This window comes from Streptomyces actuosus (assembly GCF_016921115.1).
Taxonomy (GTDB): domain Bacteria; phylum Actinomycetota; class Actinomycetes; order Streptomycetales; family Streptomycetaceae; genus Streptomyces; species Streptomyces actuosus_A.
Genome location: NZ_JAFFZS010000023.1, coordinates 52851 through 72707, shown reverse-complemented (window position 1 = coordinate 72707; position 19857 = coordinate 52851). Strand labels below are relative to the sequence as shown.

The following is a 19857-nucleotide window of genomic DNA, read 5'->3' as shown; positions in this document are numbered from 1 at the left end:
GAGGGCGGGCCGCGCGGGGGCGGTCAGGACGTCTCTTCGGTTGTCCGGCGGGCGGCCGGCCCGGACTGCGGGACGGGTGCCGCGAGCTCCGGATGATGCAGGTCGAACGCCGGGGACTCGCTGCGGATCCGCGGCAGCGTGAGGAAGTTGTGCCGGGGCGGCGGGCACGAGGTCGCCCACTCCAGGGAGCGGCCGAAGCCCCACGGGTCGTCCGTCTCGACCCGCTCGCCGTACCGGGAGGTCTTCCACACGTTGTACAGGAACGGCAGGGTGGACAGGCCGAGCAGGAACGCACCGATCGTCGACACGGTGTTCAGGGCGGTGAAGCCGTCGGCGGCCAGATAGTCCGGGTAGCGGCGCGGCATGCCCTCCGCGCCCAGCCAGTGCTGCACCAGGAACGTGGTGTGGAAGCCGATGAACAGTGTCCAGAACTGGATTTTGCCCAGCCGCTCGTCGAGCATCCGCCCGGTGAACTTCGGCCACCAGAAGTACAGCCCGCCGAAGAAGGCGAACACGACCGTGCCGAACACGACGTAGTGGAAGTGCGCCACCACGAAGTACGAGTCGGTGACGTGGAAGTCGAGCGGCGGCGACGCCAGGATCACCCCGGTGAGCCCGCCGAACAGGAAGGTCACCAGGAACCCGGCGGCCCACAGCATCGGCGTCTCGAAGGACAGCGAGCCCTTCAGCATCGTGCCGGTCCAGTTGAAGAACTTCACCCCGGTCGGCACCGCGATCAGGAAGCTGACGAACGAGAAGAACGGCAGCAGCACGGCGCCCGTGGCGAACATGTGGTGCGCCCACACCACCACCGACAGCCCGGTGATCGCGATCGTCGCGCCGATCAGTGTCAGGTAGCCGAAGACCGGCTTGCGGCTGAAGACCGGGATGATCTCCGTGATGATGCCGAAGAACGGCAGGGCGATGATGTACACCTCCGGGTGCCCGAAGAACCAGAACAGGTGCTGCCACAGCAGCGCCCCGCCGTTCTCCGCGTCGAAGACCCGGGAGCCGAACCGCCGGTCCGCCTCCAGCACCAGCAGTGCCGCCGCCAGCACCGGGAAGGCCATCAGGACCAGGACCGACGTCAGCAGCGTGTTCCAGGTGAACACGGGCATCCGGAACATCGTCATGCCGGGCGCGCGCATGCCGACGATCGTGGTGATGAAGTTGACCGCGCCGAGGATGGTGCCGAAGCCTGCCAGCGCCAGCCCCATGATCCACAGGTCGGCTCCCACCCCGGGGGAGTGCTGCGCGCTGTTGAGCGGGGCGTAGGCGAACCAGCCGAAGGCGGCCGGCCCGCCCGGGACCAGCAGCGAGCCGAGCACGATCAGCCCGCCGAACAGGAACAGCCAGTACGAGAGCATGTTCAGCCGTGGGAAGGCGACGTCGGGGGAGCCGATCTGGAGCGGCATGAGCTCGTTGGCGAAGCCCGCGAAGCTCGGCGTCGCGAACAGCAGCAGCATGATCGTGCCGTGCAGCGTGAACAGCTGGTTGAACTGCTCGTTGTTCACGATCTGGAGCCCCGGCCGTGCCAGCTCCGCCCGCATCAGCAGCGCCATCGCGCCACCGATCAGGAAGAACGCGAACGACGTGATCAGGTAGAGGTGTCCGATCCTCTTGTGGTCGGTGGTGGTCAGCCACTCGACGATCATCCGGCCGCGGCGCCGGGCCGCAGGCCCCGGATGCGCCGCCGCCGTCACGGTCTGGGTGCTCATCGCTCGCTCGCCCCTTCGCTCGTCGCGTCCCGGGTCCGCTGCAGGGCCCGCACCGCACGCGGCACGGACGTCCGCCATGATGCGCGCACCTCCGCGCCCCCCGGCAAGGCCCGTACCGGCCGGTTGTGCCCGGGCCGTGCATTCCCTGTGCACGGCCCGCTCCGGCGGGCCGTGCGAAAGGGGAAAGGGAAACCCGTTCGGAGGGTGTTCCCACTGTGCTTTCCGGTCCGTCGGCACATGGTTCCGGAAGGCCTGCGGAAATTGCGTTCGAATACCTGCGGAAGGCCCGGAAATTCACCCGGGCCCGTGACGCAGTGCACCCGAAACGCCTGTCGGGATGCTGTGACAGAAGTGTGACCGGAGTGATCCATCGCACGCGATCGGGTTCCGGGCGGGCCGGGCAGCGCTTAGCGTGGGAGACATGGCTTCCCTTCCCACTCCGCCGGCGGAACCCCAGGACAGCCCCGACGGGTACGTCGGGCTCAGGGCCGCGCAGGCCGAGCAGCTCGCCCGGGAGCGGGGCTGGTCGACGGTGCGCTCCCTGCCGCCGGGGGCGATCATCACCCTGGAGTACCGCGTGGGACGGCTGAACTTCGAGGTCGCGGACGACCGGGTCGTGCGCGCCTGGAAGGGCTGACCCGGCGCTCCGGCCCGCCCCCGGGGCCGTGGGACGCGGAGGGCCCCGGAGGCGCGGACCATCGGGTCGCGAGCCGGGGCCCCTGGCGCTTCGGGGCGGTGGGGATGGGGCGTACCGCGCCTCGCGAGCGTGCCGCCGTCCTCAGCCGCCGTTCGTCAGAGGACGGGCCGCCGGGGTCGCCGTGCCGCGCGGCAGGCGCTCCGTGTGCGGCGGGCGGCGGGTGCCGGACGGTGTGATCGGGGTGCGTTCCGAGCGGGTGGTGTGCGGGCCCGGGGCCAGATGGGCGGGCGCCCGCGGGTGCCGGGCGGACGCGGCCGTCTCCCGGGCCGCCGTCGCCCCGTCCTGGACGGCTGTCGGGCGCCGCTTGAGCAGCACCGGGGCGGTGACCGGGGCTGCGGGTGCCGGAGCCGCGGCCGGAGCGGCGCGGCCGGCCCGCCGGCGGTCGCGCAGGTCCAGGATCCAGGCCTCGGCGCGGGCGATCAGCGGTTCGAACCACGGCAGGGCGAGCAGGATCAGCAGGCCCGCGGCCCAGCCGAGCAGGACGTCGCTGAGCCAGTGCGTACCGAGGTAGACGGTGGACATGCCGACGCCGAGCGCGGTCACCGCGGACAGGGCCGACAGCCAGCGCCGGGCTCTGGGGGTGGAGGCCAGGTAGGCCAGGATTCCCCAGGTCACGACCGCGTTGGCGGTGTGGCCGCTGGGGAATATATCGCCGCCGAGGCCCATCTCGTTCGACCCGATGACGGTCGCGTAGTGCGGCCCGAGCCGGCCCATGCCCAGTTTGGCCGCGCCGACCGTGACGTTGAGCAGCAGCAGCGAGGCGCCCAGGGTGAGCAGCGGGCGCAGCGTGTGCTGCCGCCAGGACCGCCAGCCCAGCCACGCCGCCACCATCACGGCGGTGGGGCCGCGCTGGCCGAGGACGACGTAGTAGTCCACGAACCAGTGGATCTGCGACCACTGCTGGTAGGGCCGGAAGAACATGACCTGCCAGTCCAGCCGGACCAGCCACGAGGTCGTCACGACGAGCCAGACGATGGCCAGGTAGAAGGCCAGGGTCGCGCCGAACAGGGCGGCCCTGTGCCGTGTCATGCGCGGTACATCGATATGGGTCGGCCGCTCGGGCTCCCGGTCGAGCCGGGCGAAGAGCCAGTCCCAGCGGCCCGCCTTTGGTTCAGTACGCACGTCAATCGACGTTACAGCGAGTGAGCTGCGCATCGGATCCGACCGGCTGCTTCGTGATGTCCACGTGATGTGTGATTGATCGCAGTTTCGCTTTTATTCACCGCATGGCCTGCTGGTTCTCGCCCTCGGCCGAATAATCTCACCGCGACTCGCCCGTGTGGGGTTGTTGCGCCTTTCGGAATATCTTCGTCGCGGCTCGCGGGGGAATTGACCGGCCGTCCCCACCGGCCCTCTCCGGCCGCCGCGGCACCCGCCGCGCACCGGCCGGCCGCCGCCCGTTCGTGTGTCTGGTGTCACACGCCCCCCAATGTGGCGCAACAGACAGCTCAGTCCCCTCCCGCGCGGACTCGCGTACCCTGACGACTCGCCCGCATGCGCGCCCGCCCCGGAGCGGAGCCGCACGCCGCGTGGCCGGCGAGAGCGAGGGATCACTGGGAGGTACGTACATGTCCGGGACGACCACGGCCGCCGCTGCGCTGCGCGGTCGGGCGGCCGGGGCCGGTGCCAACCGCTGGGTCGTCCTCGTGGTGCTGTGCGTCAGCCTGCTGCTGGTCGCCGTGGACGCCACCGTGCTGCACGTGGCGGTGCCCGCCGTCAGCGAGGACCTCAGGCCCGGCGCCATGGAGCTGCTCTGGATCGTCGACACCTATCCGCTCGTCTGCGCCTCGCTGCTGATCCTGTTCGGCACGCTCGGTGACAAGGTGGGCCGCAGACGGATCCTTCTGCTCGGGTACGGCATCTTCGGCATCGCCTCCGCGCTGGCGGCCTTCGCGCCCGACGCGCAGGTGCTCATCGCGGCCCGGGCGCTGCTGGGCGTCGGCGGAGCCATGATCATGCCCGCCACGCTGTCGATCCTGCGGCAGGTGTTCCCCGACCGGCGCGAGCGGGCGCTGGCGATCGGCGTGTGGAGCGCCGTGGCCGCGGTCGGCGCCGCGGTCGGGCCACTGCTCGGCGGGTTCCTCCTGGAGCACTTCTGGTGGGGTGCGGTCTTCCTCGTCAACATCCCGCTGATGGTGGTGAGCCTGCCGGTGGGCCGCCTGCTGCTGCCGGAGTCGACCGGCGACGGCGACGGGCCCTGGGACGTGGTCGGCGCGCTGATGGCCGCGGCCGGCCTGTTCGGCCTGGTCTTCGGAGTGAAGCGGCTCGGCGGCGGGGAGCCTGCGCTCGGCGTGCCGACGCTGCTGCCGCTGCTGGGAGGCGCGATGCTGCTGGTGCTGTTCGTGCGCCGCCAGCGCAGGCGTCGGCATCCGCTGGTCGACCTGCGGATGTTCGCGCGGCCGGTGTTCAGTACGTCCGTGGGGTGCATCGTGCTGGCGATGCTCGCGCTCGTCGGCCTGGAGCTGATCGCGGCGCAGTACCTCCAGCTCGTGCTGGGGCTGTCGCCGCTGCAGACGGGGCTGCGGCTGCTGCCGCTGACCTTCGCTGCGATGGCGGCGGGTCTGGCCGGGGCGCAGATGCTGCGGCGGTTCGGGCCGCGGCGGATGGTGTGTGCCGGGTTCTGCCTGACGGCCGCCGCGGTGGCGACGCTCACCGCGATGGGCGCGGCCGACAATCCCACTCTGCTGCTCCTGGGGTTCGTGCTGCTCGGGTTCGGGCTGGAGACGACGCTGTTCGGGGCGTACGAGTCGATGCTGAGCGAGGCGCCGCCGGAGCAGGCGGGCGGGGCCGCGGCGATCGGGGAGACGTCGTACCAGCTCGGGGCCGGGATCGGGATCGCGCTGCTGGGCAGCGTGATGAACGCCGCCTACGCGCCGGGGCCGGCGTCCGTGCCGGGGATCGACGCGGCGGACGCGGCGGCGGCAGGCCATTCGCTGGGCGAGGCCTACGAGGTCTCCGGGCGGCTGGGCGGTTCCGCGGGCGCAGCCCTGCGGCGGGCGGCGCGGGATTCGTTCGTGCACGGGCTGCACGTCACCCTCCTGGTGAGCGCCGGCCTGCTGCTGGTGGGTGCGGTCATCGCGCTGCGGCTACCGAGGGTGATGCAGTGCGCGGAGGTCTCGGTGCCCGCGCCCAGGGGCGTGGAGGAGAGGCCCAGCGTCTCCGTGTGAGGCCGTCGGACCCGGCGTGCCGTGCGGGAGACGGGAGCGCCGCGGGGTGGGCCGGGCCTGCCCCTGCGCCGTACTGGACGTGCGGGACACCGCCCCGTAACGTCGGCCCCGACGTCGTAACTAGCGGCGCTAGTTTTAGAGTGCGTGTCGGAGGGTGTCCCATGTCCGCGTCCTCGAAGTTGCCCCCGTTCGACCCCGCCGACCCCCTCGGCATCGACGATCTGCTGGAACCGGAGGACCTGGCCGTCCGGGACACCGTCCGCAGCTGGGCGGCGGACCGGGTGCTGCCCCACGTGGCCGAGTGGTACGAGAAGGGCGAGCTGCCGGTGATCCGTGAGCTGGCCCGGGAGCTCGGCGGGATCGGTGCGCTCGGGATGTCCCTCCAGGGCTACGGGTGCGCGGGCGCCTCCGCCGTGCAGTACGGGCTCGCCTGCCTGGAGCTGGAGGCCGCCGACTCCGGCATCCGCTCCCTGGTCTCGGTGCAGGGATCGCTGGCGATGTACGCCGTCCACCGCTTCGGCAGCGAGGAGCAGAAGCAGGCCTGGCTGCCGCGCATGGCCGCCGGCGAGGTCATCGGCTGCTTCGGGCTGACCGAGCCCGACCACGGCTCCGACCCCGCCGCCATGCGCACCCATGCCAAGCGGGACGGCGGCGACTGGGTCCTCAACGGGCGCAAGATGTGGATCACCAACGGGTCGGTCGCCGGGGTGGCCGTGGTCTGGGCGCAGACCGACGAGGGCATCCGCGGCTTCGTCGTGCCGACCGACAGCCCCGGCTTCTCCGCTCCCGAGATCAGGCACAAGTGGTCCCTGCGGGCGTCGGTCACCAGCGAACTCGTGCTCGACGACGTGCGGCTGCCCGCCGACGTCGTGCTGCCCGAGGTGACCGGGCTGCGCGGGCCGCTCAGCTGCCTGTCGCACGCGCGCTACGGGATCGTGTGGGGCGCGATGGGGGCAGCGAGGGCCAGTTTCGAGGCGGCGCTCGCCTACTCGGGCTCACGCGAGCAGTTCGGCCGGCCCATCGGCGGCTTCCAGCTCACCCAGGCCAAGCTGGCCGACATGGCGGTCGAACTGCACAAGGGAATCCTGCTCGCCCATCACCTCGGGCGGCGCATGGACGCCGGCCGCCTGCGTCCCGAGCAGGTCAGCTTCGGCAAGCTCAACAACGTGCGGGAGGCCATCGAGATCTGCCGCACGGCCCGTACGATCCTCGGCGCCAACGGAATTTCGCTCGAATACCCCGTGATGCGGCACGCGACCAACCTGGAGTCGGTCCTCACCTACGAAGGCACCGTCGAGATGCACCAGCTGGTGCTGGGCAAGGCGCTCACCGGACTCGACGCGTTCCGGTAGGCACTGCCGGACCCCTGCGGGGAGGCAGGGCCGGGTGAGCGGCCCTGCCTCAGCTCTGGTTGAAGAAGCCGTCCGTGCGGTGCGCGGCCGGCTCGCCGTTGATGATCTCCGTGTCCGCCGGGGTCAGCAGGAACACGCGGTTGGACACGCGGTCGATGGAGCCCCGCAGGCCGAAGATGAGCCCCGCGGCGAAGTCGACGACCCGCTTGGCGTCGGCGGACTCCATGGCCGTGAGGTTCATGATGACCGGCACCCCGTCGCGGAACAGTTCCCCGATGGCGCGGGCGTCCCGGAAGCTGTCCGGAGTGACCGTGCCGATCCGGCGCCCCTTCTCCTCGGCCGTGTCCGTGGCGACCTTCACCCGCGGGTCGGTGACCCAGGCGTCCCTGGAGTCGGTCCCCTCGGAGTAGTCGTCGTCGTAGTAACGCTCGTCATCGTTGTCGTCGACGAGGCCAAGCCAGGCACTCGCCTTGCGCACCGATCCCATGGACGCCTCCTCTCGCAGCGGTCCTTCTTGCTTTCCGCATCCCTATGGTCATCCATGATGCGGATGGCGCGCCAAGTGGATAGACGCCGCGCGGGGGGTTTGTGACGGTACTGGTGCACAGCCGATCCGTCGAGAGCCCGTGTCTCCCAAGGGCCGCGCCCCGAACGGCTGCTGACTGTGAGTGAAATATGATTCTTCGCGGCGTCCGGGTGACGGGCGGTGCGTCCGGGTGAACGCGGCGCCGCCGAGACGGTGCGATCATCGGCCGATACGATGCGGCGGCTCAATGTCCCAAGGGCGACAGGGGTTGTCGTGTTCGGAATCGTCAGGCCGTGCCGGCACCGGCTCGGTGAGAAGTTCACCGCCGCGTGGACGGCGCACCTGTGCGGGCTGTGCCTCGCACTGCGCAAGGACCACGGACAGTTCGCGCGGATCGTGACGAACTATGACGGGCTTCTCCTCTCGGTTCTGACGGAGGCTCAAGCCCACGACACGGCCGGCGCACGCCGCACGGCGGGGCCCTGCCCGCTGCGGGGCATGCGCACCGCGTCCGTCGCGCAGGGCGAGGGGGCGCGGCTCGCGGCAGCCGTGTCACTGGTCCTCGCCTCGGCCAAGGTGCGTGACCATGTCGCCGACGGCGACGGGCTGCTGGCCCGCCCCTCGATGGCCCGCGCCGCCCGCCGGGTCGCCGCCGGCTGGGGGCGGGCCGGGGAGCGCGGCGGCCTCGCCGTCGGGTTCGACACCGCGGTCCTCGTCGACGCGGTGGACCGGCAACTCGGCCTGGAGGCGCTCGCGGGGACCGGCACGCCGATCCTCACCGTCACCGAGCCCACCGAGACCGCCACCGCCGCGGCGTTCGCGCACACCGCCGTCCTCGCGGGCCGGCCGGGCAACGCCGGACCGCTCGCCGAGGCCGGGCGCCTGTTCGGCCGCCTCGCCCATCTGCTGGACGCCGTGGAGGACCGGGAGGCCGACGCCGCGTCAGGTGCCTGGAACCCGCTGACCGCCACCGGTACCTCCCCGGCCGAGGCGCGGCGCCTGGCCGGCGACGCCCTGCACGGCATCCGGCTCGCGCTGAAGGACGTCGAGTTCACCGACGCCGGCCTCGCCCATCTGCTCCTCGTCCACGAACTGCGCCGGTCGGTGGACCGGGCGTTCGGCACCGCGCCTGCCTGCGCCTCGCACCAGCCGGGACCGTACGGGGCACCGGGCTGGCAGCCCGGGCCCCACGGCGCGCCGGGACCGTACGGGCCGTCGGGGGAGCAGCACGGGGTGCCGCAGCCGCCGTACGCCGGGAACCCGTACGCCGGGGGCGCCGGTCCCGTGGGGGGTGGCCTTCCCGGCGGCGGGGGGTTCGGCGGTGGTGGCGGAGGAGGGTTCGGCGACGGTCCCGTGCCTCATCAGCCCAAGGGGCGGCGCGGGTTCTGGGCGGGCTGCGGGATGTTCTGGCTGCTGTGCTGCACGTGCAAGCTGTGCTGCGCCGAGCAGTACGAGGGCCCCTGGTCGCGCAAGAAGCACGAGGGGTGCTGCCGCGACTGCGACTGCGGTAGTTGCGACTGCGGCGGGTGCGACTGCTGCTGTCCCTGCGACGGCTGACGAGCCGCCCGGTCGGGGCCCGGCCGGGCCCCGGCGCGGGGTGCCCTCTTGTGCGCCGTGCGGCCGGGCGGCATCCTCGCTGGTGCATGTCAGGAACATGCCACCCCCCGCTTTCCGTCTCACGGGCCCACCACCCCCGTTGGGCCTCCGCTTCCCATGAGGAGGATCAGTGAGAACGAAGCGCACCCGACTGCTCGCCCTGGCCGCGGGCCTCGTCACCGCGACCCTGGCCGGCGCCCCGAGCGCGGGCGCGGCCGGCGCCCCCGCACGCAGCGCCGCCCGGCTCGCCCAGGTCTCCGACGCCGTGGCCGGTGCCATGGTCGACGGCACCGCCTGGTACGTCGACCGAAGCTCCGGACAGGTCGTCGTGACCGCGGACAGCACCGTGTCCCGGGCCCAGGTGGCCCGCCTGGAGAAGGCGGCGGGCGCCGACGCGGGCGCGGTCCGCGTCGAGCGCACCGCGGGCGTCCTCACGCCGCTGCTCTCGGCCGGCGACGCCGTCTACGGCGGGCAGTACCGCTGCTCCCTCGGCTTCAACGTGACCAAGGGCGGGACGTACTACTTCCTCACCGCCGGACACTGCGGCAAGGTGGCCAGGACCTGGTACGCGGACCAAGCGCACCGCACCCTCGTCGGCCCGACCGCCGGCTACAGCTTCCCCGGCAACGACTACGCCCTCGTGCGCTACGACAACACCGGACTCAGCCACCCCGGCGGGTACAGCGCGGCCGACGCCTACGTCGGCGAGAAGGTCAAGCGCACCGGCTCCACCACGGGAACCCACGGCGGTACCGTCACCGCCCTGGACGTCACCGTCCGCTATCAGGGCGGCGGCACGGTCCACGGCCTGATCCAGACCACCGTCTGCGCCGAGCCCGGTGACTCCGGCGGTCCCCTCTACGACCGCACGAAGGCGCTCGGCATCACCTCCGGCGGAAGCGGCGACTGCACGTCCGGCGGCACCACCTTCTTCCAGCCGGTGACGGAGGCGCTCGGCGCGTACGGCGTGAGCATCTACTGATCGGGTCGATCAACTCGCTGTGGGGCAGCAACAGTTGAACGCTGCACGGCCGAAAGACGGCTTGTGCCGACCGGCCGTTCGGCCGAATACTCCCCCTCAGCGCTCGCCAGGGGCACCTCGGCTCCGGAAACCGGACCAGGGTGCCCCTGGCTGCGCCTCACGGGCCCCGACCCCACGCGGGCCCCCGAATTCCCCTGGAGGGAACGAGAAGTGAGGATCAAGCGCACCACTCCCCACAGCGGCGTATCGAGACGGTCCCGGCTGATCGCCGTCTCCACCGGTCTCGTGGCCGCCGCCGCGATCGTGGTCCCCAGCGCGAACGCGGCAGACACCCCCACCTTCAGCGCCACCCAGTTGACCAGCGCGAGCGACTCGGTACTCGCGGCCGACATCCCGGGCACCGCCTGGGCCGTCGACAGCAGGACCAACCGTGTCGTCGTCACGGTCGACAGCACGGTCTCCGCCTCCGAGATAGCGACCCTCAAGAAGCAGGCCGGCGGCACCTCCGGCGCGCTCACGATCAAGCGGACCCCGGGCACGTTCAACAAGCTGCTCTCCGGCGGCGACGCCATCCACACCAGCAGCTGGCGCTGCTCGCTGGGCTTCAACGTCCGCGACTCCGGCAGGAACTCCTACTTCCTGACCGCCGGGCACTGCACCGACGGCGCGGGCTACTGGTACAACTCCTCCGGCAGCACGCTCGGCTACACCGCCGCTTCCTCCTTCCCCGGCAACGACTACGGCATCGTCCGCTACACCAACAGCTCGGTGTCCAAGCCGGGCACCGTGGGCAGCGTGGACATCACCAGGGCCGCCACTCCGTCGGTCGGCACCACCGTCTACCGCCGCGGCTCGACCACCGGCACCCACAGCGGGCGGGTCACCGCCCTCAACGCGACGGTCAACTACGGCGGCGGCGACATCGTCCGCGGCCTGATCCAGACCACGGTCTGCGCGGAGCCGGGCGACTCCGGCGGCCCGCTGTACTCCAACAGCGGCATCGCCTACGGCCTGACCTCCGGCGGCAGCGGCAACTGCTCCTCCGGCGGCACGACCTTCTTCCAGCCGGTCACCGAGGCACTGAGCGCCTACGGCGTCCACGTCTACTGACAGGCGCCCCGACATCGGTGTCCCGCACGGACCGACCTGCAGCCGGCAGCAGAGGAGCCCCCGCCCGCCCCGGGCGGGGGCTCCGTCCCCGTCCGGAAGGCGAAGGCGCCGCCGTGGGCCGGTGGCGTGCGCCGCATCCGGGGCCGGGCGGGACCTGCGCGTACCGGAACGGGGACCTTGGTCCCTGCGGATGGGGCCGTTCTCGGCCCGGCCGCCGCCTGCCGGGGGTGTCGAATGGAGCCGTCGGCGAAGGCTCAGGGTGAAGGAGGCCTGCCATGCAGGTCGAAGAACGGGTGGACGCACTGGTGGAGGGCGCGCTCAAGGCGCTGGACCGGTTCGGGGACCTCGACCAGGAGCGGATCGACCGCATCGTCCAGAAGGCATCCCTCGCGGCCCTCGCCGCCCACGGCGAGCTGGCCCGGCTCGCGGTCGAAGAGACCGGCCGGGGCCTGTTCGAGGACAAGGCCGTCAAGAACATCTTCGCCTGCGAGCACGTCACCCACTCGATGCGGGGCCTGCGCACCGTCGGTGTCGTACGCCGCGACGAGCTGACCGGTGTCACCGAGATCGCCGAACCGGTCGGCGTGGTCTGCGCGATGACACCGGTGACGAACCCGACCTCCACCACCGTCTTCAAGGCGCTGATCGCCCTGAAGACCCGCAACCCGATCGTCTTCGCCTTCCACCCGAACGCCCAGGCGTGCTCGGCCGAGGCCGCCCGCATCGTCCGGGACGCGGCCGTCGCGGCCGGCGCCCCCGAGGGCTGCGTGCAGTGGATCGAGGAGCCGTCGATGGAGGCGACCCGGCGGCTGATGTACCACCCGGGCGTGTCCACCATCCTCGCCACCGGCGGCAACGCGATGGTGCGGGCCGCCTACTCGTGCGGCAAGCCCGCGCTGGGCGTCGGCGCCGGCAACGTGCCCGCGTACGTCGCCGCGGACGCCGACCTCGCCCGGGCGGTCCACGACATCGTGCTGTCCAAGGCCTTCGACCACGGCATGATCTGCGCCTCCGAGCAGGCGGTCGTCCTCGACCACAGCCTCTACGAGGCGGGCCTGGCCGAGATGCGGCGGCTCGGCGCTCATGTCGTCACCGCCGCCGAGAAGGCCAAGCTGGAGCAGTTCCTGTTCGGCGTCGACGCGCACGCCACCAACTGCGGTGAGGCGAAGCTGAACTCGGCGGTCGTCGGCCGGTCGGCCGCCTGGATCGCCGAACAGGCCGGGTTCACGGTGCCCGAGTCCACCTCGGTGCTCGTCGCCGAGTGCGCGGAGGTCGGCGAGCGTGAGCCGCTGACCCGGGAGAAGCTCTCCCCGGTGCTGGCCGCGCTGAAGGCAGGATCGACCGAGGAGGGGCTGGAACTGTCCGTCCGCATGGTCGAGTTCGACGGGCTCGGGCACTCGGCCGCGATCCACACCGAGGACGAGCAACTGGCCGAGGAGTTCGGCCGGCGGGTCAAGGCGGTCCGGATCATCGTCAACGCCCCCGCGAGCCTGGGCGGCATAGGCGACGTCTACAACGCCTTCCTGCCCTCGCTCACCCTCGGCTGCGGGTCGTACGGCCACAACTCGGTGTCGGACAACGTCTCCGCCGTCAACCTCCTCAACATCAAGCGGATCGGGCGGCGCAACAACACCATGCAGTGGTACAAGGTGCCCCCGAAGATCTACTTCGAGAAGGGTGCGCTGCGGTACCTCAAGGCGATGCCGGGCATGCACCGGGTCACGCTCGTCACCGACCGCACCATGGAGCAGCTGGGCTTCGTCCGCCGGGTCACCGAGATCCTCAACTCCCGCGAGGAGCCGGTCACCGTCCAGGTCATCGCCGACGTCGAGCCCAACCCGGAGCTGGCCACCGTACGGGCGGGCGCCGCCGCCATGCGGGAGTTCGAGCCCGACACCATCATCGCGCTCGGCGGCGGCTCCCCGATGGACGCGGCGAAGGTGATGTGGCTGATGTACGAGCGCCCGGAGGTGGAGTTCGCGGACACGAGAGAGAAGTTCTTCGACATCCGCAAGCGGGCCTACACCTTCCCGCAGCTGGGGGAGAAGGCCCGGCTGGTGGCCGTCCCGACCACCTCGGGCACCGGCTCGGAGGTCACCCCGTTCGCCGTGATCTCCGATCCGGCCGCCGCCCAGAAGTACCCCCTCGCGGACTACGCGCTCACCCCGCACGTCGCGATCGTCGACCCGGTCCTCGCGATGGACCTCCCGCCGACGGTCACCGCCGACTCCGGCTTCGACGCCCTGACCCACGCCACCGAGGCCTACGTCTCCGTCTACGCCTCCGACTTCACCGACGGGCAGTGCCTCCAGGCGATCCGGCTGATCTTCGAGAACCTGGAGACCTGTGTGAAGGAGGGCGCGAAGGCCCCGCGGGCGAGGGAGAGGATGCACAACGCCTCCACCGTCGCGGGGATGGCCTTCGCCAACTCCTTCCTCGGCATGGTCCACGCCATGGCCCACACCCTCGGCAACACCTTCCACGTCGCCCACGGCCGCACCAACGCCCTGCTGCTGCCGCACGTCGTCCGGCACAACGGCACGGTCACCCACAAGGCGACCCCCTGGCCGAAGGCCGAGACCTACCGTGCGCCCGAGCGCTACCAGGACATCGCGCGCATGCTGGGCCTGCCGGCGGCCACCCCCGAGGAGGGCGTGGAGTCGTACGCCCGGGCGGTGGAGGAACTGCGGGAGCGCTGCGGCATCCCGGCCTCCTTCCAGGAGGCGGGGGTCGACGAGCGGGCCTTCCTGGCGGCCCTCCCGCAGCAGGCGATGAACGCCTACGCCGACCAGTGCGCGCCCGCCAACCCGCGGATGCCGATGATCGACGAGATGCAGGAGCTGATGCGCAAGGCGTACTACGGCGCCTGACCCGGCAGGACGGTCCGCCCGGACCGGGGGCTTGTCCGCCCGGCCCGGGCGGACCGGCGGTTCCGCCGGACGCCGGGGCCCGGCGGGACTTCGCGCCCCGCCCTACGGCACCGGGGCCGGCAGCGGCTCCTCCCGGCGCCTCCTGTGCAGCTCCGCCGCCAGCAGGGTGATCACGATTCCGCCCGCGGCCCAGGCGGACAGCACGAGCAGGGCGGAGGTCGTGTCGTTGCCGTCGAAGTACGCGATCGAGCGGGCGACCCAGGTGCCGGCCCCCGGCGGCAGGGCCGGGCCGATCGCCTTCCAGAACGGCGGCAGCATCGGCAGCGGGAAGGCGCCGCCCGCGCTCGGGTTGCCCGCGATCACCACGAGCAGGATCGCCAGGCCGATACCGACGACGCCGAAGAGGCCCTGGAGGGCGAGGGTGGCGGCGCCGACGGCGAATGTGATCAGGGCGCCGAGCCCCCACAGCGCGGCGACGCTGCCGGGCAGGGCGCCCAGGATCGGCCCGACGACGACCGCGCCGCCCAGTCCGCCGACGATCGACACCAGTGCCATCGCCCCCAGCCGGATCAGTGCGCGGCGCGGGTCGGAGGGCCGGGCGCCGGCGCTGATCGCGAGGATCGAGGCGCACAGGTAGCCGCCGACGCACCAGCCCACGACCAGGTAGAAGGACGACAGCCCGTCGAAGTCCTGGGGGGAGGCCGGGGCCACGTCGACGACCCGTACCGAGCGCTGCTGGGTCTTCTCCAGGGTGGTGATCAGCGTCTCCAGGGTGGTGGCGAGGACGGTGCCGCCACCGGAGGCGACCAGCAGGGTGTCGGTGGTGCGGGCCGGGCCGACCATCAGGGCCCCGTCGATGTCCCGGTGCATGATCTGCTCCCGCGCCGTCTCCTCGTCGGCCACCACGCGCGGGTCCAGCGGGGAGCCGGGCAGCCGGTCCAGTCGGGTCACCGCCTGCCGGGCCACGGCCTGTGGGGCGGCGGCGACACCGAAGGGCACGTCCTTGGGCCGCGGGTCGTGCAGGGCTCCGACGTACGAGGCGATGAAGAGCAGCTGGAGGGCGATCACGCCGATGACCAGCAGCGTGGCCCGCGGGGTGACGGCGTCCTTCACCTCACCGAGGAAGGTGGTCTGTGTCATGTCCTCACAGTCCGAGGCGGCGGGTGTTTCCGCAGGTGGGAAGGGTCTGAACGGTTGCCGTACAGATGTTCGAGAATTGGTCTATGGTGGGGGTGAGTGATGTGGGAACGGATGTTCGATAGCGGGAGGTGCGGATGCCGGGCTTCACGCATCTGCACACCGCCTCCGGGTTCTCCCTGCGCCACGGCGCCTCGCACCCGGAGCGGCTGGCCGAGCGCGCCTTCGAGCGCGGCATGGACGCCCTCGCCCTCACCGACCGCGACACCCTCGCCGGCGCGGTCCGCTTCGCCAAGGCGTGCGCCGCGGCAGGCGTGCGCCCGCTGTTCGGGGCGGACCTCGCGGTGGCGCCGCCGCCCGGGCCCGCCCGCGGAGACGAGTCCGTACGCCGGGAGAGGCGCCGCACCCCCGTGCGCGGCGGCGCCTTCGTCGACGAGTCGGCGGCCCGCGCCGTCTTCCTGGCCCGCGACGGCGCCCGCGGCTGGGCCGACCTGTGCCGGATCGTCACAGCGGCGCACGCCGGCGCCGACATCCCGCTGCTGACCTGGTCCGACAACCACGCCGACGGCCTCACCGTGCTCCTCGGCCCCGACTCCGACGTCGGCCGCGCCCTCGCCGCCGGCCGCCCCGACCGGGCCGCGAGGCTCCTCGTCCCCTGGCGCGAGGTGTACGGCGACGCCCTGCGCCTGGAGGCCGTCTGGCACGGCCGCACGGGCACCGGCCCCGGTTCCCTGCGGCTGGCCGCCCGTACCGTCGGCTTCGCCGCCGAGCAGGGCGTCCGCCCGGTGCTCGGCAACGCCGTCCGCTACGCCGACCCCGGCATGGGCCCGGTCGCCGACGTCCTGGACGCCGCCCGCCGCCTGGTCCCGGTCGACCCGAAGCGGGGGCTGGACTCCGGCGAGGCCTGGCTCAAGGGCGCGGACGCCATGCTCCGTGCGGCCGAGCGGATCGTCGAGTCCGCCGGCTTCCGGCGCGAGGCCGCACACCGCCTGATGGAGCAGACCCGGGCGACGGCCGCCGAGTGCCTCGTCGACCCCGAGGACGACCTCGGCATGGGCTCCGTCCACTTCCCCGAACCGCACCTGGTCGGCGCGGGCCGCCGCACCGCCCAGCGGACGCTGGCCTCGCGGGCGGCGGCGGGAATGGTGCGCAAGGGGTACGCCGGCCGGCGCGCGTACTGGGAGCGGATGCACCACGAGCTGGACATCATCGCCCACCACGGCTTCGCCTCCTACTTCCTGACGGTGGCCCAGGTCGTGGACGACGTACGGGACATGGGCATCAGGGTCGCCGCGCGCGGCTCCGGCGCCGGCTCCCTCGTCAACCACCTCCTGGGCATCGCGCACGCCGACCCGGTCGAGCACCGGCTGCTGATGGAGCGCTTCCTGTCCAAGGAGCGCGTCGTCCTGCCCGACATCGACATCGACGTGGAGTCCGCCCGCCGCCTGGAGGTCTACCGCGCGATCATCGGCCGCTTCGGTGCCGAGCGGGTCGCCACGGTCGCGATGCCGGAGACCTACCGCGTCCGGCACGCCGTCCGCGACGTCGGCGCCGCCCTGTCCCTGGACCCGGCCGACATCGACCGCATCGCCAAGTCCTTCCCGCACATTCGCGCCCGCGACGCCCGTGCGGCCCTCGACGAGCTGCCCGAGCTGAGGCGGCTGGCGGGGGAGCGGGAGAAGTACGGCAGGCTGTGGGAACTGGTCGAGGCCCTCGACGCACTCCCGCGCGGTGTGGCCATGCACCCGTGCGGGGTGCTCCTGTCCGACGCCTCCCTGCTGTCCCGTACACCGGTCATGCCGACCAGCGGCGAGGGTTTCCCCATGTCCCAGTTCGACAAGGACGACGTGGAGGACCTCGGGTTGCTCAAGCTGGACGTGCTCGGGGTGCGGATGCAGTCGGCGATGGCGCACGCCGTCGCGGAGGTGGCGCGGGCCACGGGCGAGCGGATCGACCTGGACGCGCTGCCACCGGGTGACCCGGCGGCGTACCGACTCGTCCGCTCCGCCGAGACGCTGGGCTGCTTCCAGATCGAGTCGCCGGGCCAGCGCGATCTGGTCGGCCGACTCCAGCCGGCCACGTTCCACGACCTGGTCGTGGACATCTCGCTGTTCCGGCCCGGTCCGGTCGCCGCCGACATGGTGCGGCCGTTCATCGAGGCGCGGCACGGGCGGGCGCCGATCCGCTGTCCGCACCCCGACCTGGAGGGGCCGCTGCGCGAGACGTACGGCGTCGTCGTCTTCCACGAGCAGATCATCGACATCGTCGCCATCATGACCGGCTGCGGACGCGGTGAGGCCGACCAGGTGCGGCGCGGGCTGTCCGACCCGGAGTCACAGGGGCGCATCCGGGTCTGGTTCGCGCAGCGGGCGGCCGCGGGGGGCTATGACGCGGAGACGATCCGGCGGGCCTGGGAGATCGTCGAGGCGTTCGGCAGCTACGGTTTCTGCAAGGCGCACGCGGTCGCCTTCGCCGTCCCCACCTACCAGTCGGCATGGCTGAAGGCACACCACCCGGCCGCCTTCTACGCCGGGTTGCTCACCCACGATCCCGGCATGTACCCCAAGCGGCTGCTGCTGGCGGACGCGCGGCGGCGCGGGGTGCCGGTCCTGCCGTTGGACGTGAACCGGTCGGGAGCCACCCATCGGATCGAACTGGTGTCCGAGTCGGCCGTCGCGTCGGCCGGCGTCTGGGGGCTCCGGCTCGCGCTCCTCGACGTGCACGGCATCAGCGAGGCCGAGGCGAAGCGGATCGCGGACGGGCAGCCGTACGCCTCCCTGCTCGACTTCTGGGAGCGGGCGCGGCCGAGCCGCCCACTGGCCGGGCGGCTCGCGCAGGTGGGTGCGCTGGACGCCTTCGGCGCCAACCGCCGCGATCTGCAACTGCACCTGACCGAACTGCACCGGGGAGCCCGCAGCGGCGGAGGCGGCCAGCTGCCGCTGGCGGGTGGCCGGGAGACCGCCTCGGCCGGGCTGCCCGACCTCTCCGACGCGGAGAGACTCAGCGCGGAGCTGGGTGTGCTGTCCATGGACGCCTCGCGCAACCTGATGGACGACCACCGCGCGTTCCTGCGCGAGCTGGGCGTGGTGTCCGCGCGCCGTCTGCGCGAGGCGCGGCACGGTGAGACGGTGCTGGTCGCGGGGGCCAAGGCGGCCACCCAGACGCCGCCGATCCGCTCCGGCAAGCGGGTCGTCTTCTCCACCCTGGACGACGGCACGGGCCTGGTCGACCTCGCCTTCTTCGACGACTCGCACGACGCCTGCGCCCACGCCGTCTTCCACTCCTGGCTGCTGCTGGTGCGCGGGGTGGTGCAGCGGCGCGGACCGCGCAGCCTGAGCGTGGTGGGCTCCGCCGCCTGGAACCTCGCCGAACTGGTCGAACTGCGCGCCCGGGGCGGGCTCGACCAGGTGGCGGCCCGGCTGGCGGCACCGCCCGGCACCGCCGGCGACGGCTCCGTGCCGACGGACGGCGACGGCGACGGCGACGGTACGGCGGACGGCGACGGTCCGGCACGGGCCCGGCCCGGCGGTTCGGGTGGACGCCCGGCGCCGACGGGCTCCGCGGCCCCCGATCCTGCGGAGGAACGCAGGATCAGGATGCCCACGGGGTACGAGATGCACCCCTGGGCGGATCTGCGCCCCGCGGGCGAAGGGCCCGCGGTGGGAAGGAAGTTGTGGCACCAGAGTCCGGGGAGTGCGGGATGACCATCCTCTGCGTACGTTTCCAGCTGCCGCCTGCACGGGAGGCGGCCCTGCCGGAACTCCTGGAGTTGCTGGAGGACTTCACCCCGGTCGTCGAGGCGCTGCCGCCCGACGGGGCGCTGGCCGATCTGCGGGGCGCCGAACGCTACTTCGGGCGCGGCGCGGTCGAGCTGGCCTCGGTGATCAGGGTGCGCGCCCTCGCCCGTCACGGCGTGGACTGCGTGATCGGCGCCGGGCCGGGCCCGATGCTGGCCCGTGTCGCGCTGCGCGCCGCCCGGCCGGGGGCGACCTGCGCGGTGCCCGAGGACGCGGTGGCGGAGTTCCTCGCCGACAGGCCCGTCACCGTGCTCCCCGGCGTGGGGGCGGCCACCGCCCGCATCCTGTGCGAGTACGGCCTCGACACCCTCGGCAGGGTCGCCGCCGCGCCGCTGTCCACGCTCCAGCGCCTGGTCGGCGCCAGGGCGGGCCGTGAGCTGCACGAGAAGGCGAACGGCGTCGACCGCGGCCGGGTCGTGCCGAACGCCGTCGCCTGCTCGCTCGCCACGGAACGCGCCTTCGGCCGCGACGAGCTGGACCCCGACCGGCACCGCGGGGCGCTGCTGTCGGCCGCCGAGGAGATCGGCTCCCGGCTGCGCGCCGTGGACAAGGTCTGCCGCACCCTGACCCTCACCGTGCGCTACGCCGACCTCCCCCGCTCCCGAACGGGCGGCGCCCCGCCCTCGACCACGCGCAGCCGCACCCTGAAGGAGCCGACCGCGCACTCGGCGGACCTGGCGAGGGCGGCGTACGGCATGTACGACGCGCTCGGCCTGCAGCGCGCCCGGGTCCGCGCCCTCGCCCTGCGCGCCGAGGGCCTGACCCCCGCCGACCAGGCCTCCCACCAGCTCACCTTCGACCCCGCGGACGAGAGGGCCCGCCGTATCGAGGAGGTCGCGGACCGTGCGCGGGCGAAGTTCGGGCCGCGGGCGGTGATGCCGGGCAGGCTCGCCGCGTAGCGATCC

Annotated in this window: 13 protein-coding genes; 9 read left to right on the top strand and 4 right to left on the bottom strand. The window is 72.7% G+C overall.

Annotation, left to right across the window (positions count from 1 at the left end; translation table 11 throughout):
* Positions 1-23: 23 nt before the first annotated feature.
* Entirely contained in the window at positions 24-1718 is a 1695-nt protein-coding gene (gene ctaD / locus JS756_RS24640; protein WP_205385379.1) for an aa3-type cytochrome oxidase subunit I, read from the bottom strand.
* A gap of 421 nt (positions 1719-2139) precedes the next feature.
* On the opposite strand from ctaD, the gene JS756_RS24635 reads away from it, so the two are divergent.
* Positions 2140-2355: an I78 family peptidase inhibitor gene (locus JS756_RS24635; RefSeq protein ID WP_205385378.1), complete on the top strand. Its 216-nt coding sequence runs from the start codon at positions 2140-2142 to the stop codon at positions 2353-2355.
* A 141-nt stretch (positions 2356-2496) separates the two neighbouring features.
* Here JS756_RS24635 and JS756_RS24630 read toward each other — a convergent pair whose 3' ends face one another.
* Entirely contained in the window at positions 2497-3537 is a 1041-nt protein-coding gene (locus JS756_RS24630) for a phosphatase PAP2 family protein (RefSeq protein ID WP_205385377.1), read from the bottom strand.
* A gap of 446 nt (positions 3538-3983) precedes the next feature.
* Here JS756_RS24630 and JS756_RS24625 point away from each other — a divergent pair, with 446 nt between their 5' ends.
* Both JS756_RS24625 and JS756_RS24620 read left to right on the top strand, forming a co-directional pair.
* Positions 3984-5582, top strand: a complete 1599-nt coding sequence (locus tag JS756_RS24625; protein ID WP_205385376.1) for an MFS transporter — start codon at positions 3984-3986, stop codon at positions 5580-5582.
* A gap of 161 nt (positions 5583-5743) precedes the next feature.
* Positions 5744-6934: an acyl-CoA dehydrogenase family protein gene (locus JS756_RS24620; protein WP_205385375.1), complete on the top strand. Its 1191-nt coding sequence runs from the start codon at positions 5744-5746 to the stop codon at positions 6932-6934.
* A 49-nt stretch (positions 6935-6983) separates the two neighbouring features.
* Here JS756_RS24620 and JS756_RS24615 read toward each other — a convergent pair whose 3' ends face one another.
* Positions 6984-7421, bottom strand: a complete 438-nt coding sequence (locus JS756_RS24615) for a cell division protein SepF (protein ID WP_205385374.1) — start codon at positions 7419-7421, stop codon at positions 6984-6986.
* A 312-nt stretch (positions 7422-7733) separates the two neighbouring features.
* Between JS756_RS24615 and JS756_RS24610 the strand changes: the two genes are divergently transcribed.
* The 4 genes from JS756_RS24610 to adhE all read left to right on the top strand — a co-directional run bounded on the left by JS756_RS24610 (position 7734) and on the right by adhE (position 14018).
* Positions 7734-9017 (top strand): DUF5685 family protein, encoded by a 1284-nt coding sequence (locus JS756_RS24610; RefSeq protein ID WP_205385373.1) that lies wholly within the window; start codon positions 7734-7736, stop codon positions 9015-9017.
* A 169-nt stretch (positions 9018-9186) separates the two neighbouring features.
* Entirely contained in the window at positions 9187-10038 is an 852-nt protein-coding gene (locus JS756_RS24605) for a S1 family peptidase (protein ID WP_205385372.1), read from the top strand.
* A gap of 210 nt (positions 10039-10248) precedes the next feature.
* A complete protein-coding gene (locus JS756_RS24600; RefSeq protein ID WP_205385371.1) occupies positions 10249-11148 on the top strand; it encodes a S1 family peptidase in 900 nt (299 codons plus the stop codon).
* A 275-nt stretch (positions 11149-11423) separates the two neighbouring features.
* Entirely contained in the window at positions 11424-14018 is a 2595-nt protein-coding gene (gene adhE, locus JS756_RS24595; protein ID WP_205385370.1) for a bifunctional acetaldehyde-CoA/alcohol dehydrogenase, read from the top strand.
* 102 nt (positions 14019-14120) lie between these two features.
* On the opposite strand, the gene JS756_RS24590 is transcribed toward adhE, so the two are convergent.
* Complete coding sequence (locus tag JS756_RS24590; protein WP_205385369.1) at positions 14121-15158, bottom strand: ABC-2 transporter permease; 1038 nt, start codon at positions 15156-15158, stop codon at positions 14121-14123.
* Between the two features lie 134 nt (positions 15159-15292).
* Between JS756_RS24590 and JS756_RS24585 the strand changes: the two genes are divergently transcribed.
* Entirely contained in the window at positions 15293-18859 is a 3567-nt protein-coding gene (locus JS756_RS24585) for a DNA polymerase III subunit alpha (protein ID WP_205385368.1), read from the top strand.
* Positions 18856-19851 carry a DNA polymerase Y family protein gene (locus JS756_RS24580; RefSeq protein WP_205385367.1) on the top strand — a complete coding sequence of 332 codons (996 nt, stop codon included), beginning with the start codon at positions 18856-18858 and terminating at the stop codon, positions 19849-19851. Before JS756_RS24585 ends, JS756_RS24580 begins: the two co-directional genes overlap by 4 nt.
* The last annotated feature ends 6 nt before the right edge of the window (positions 19852-19857 follow it).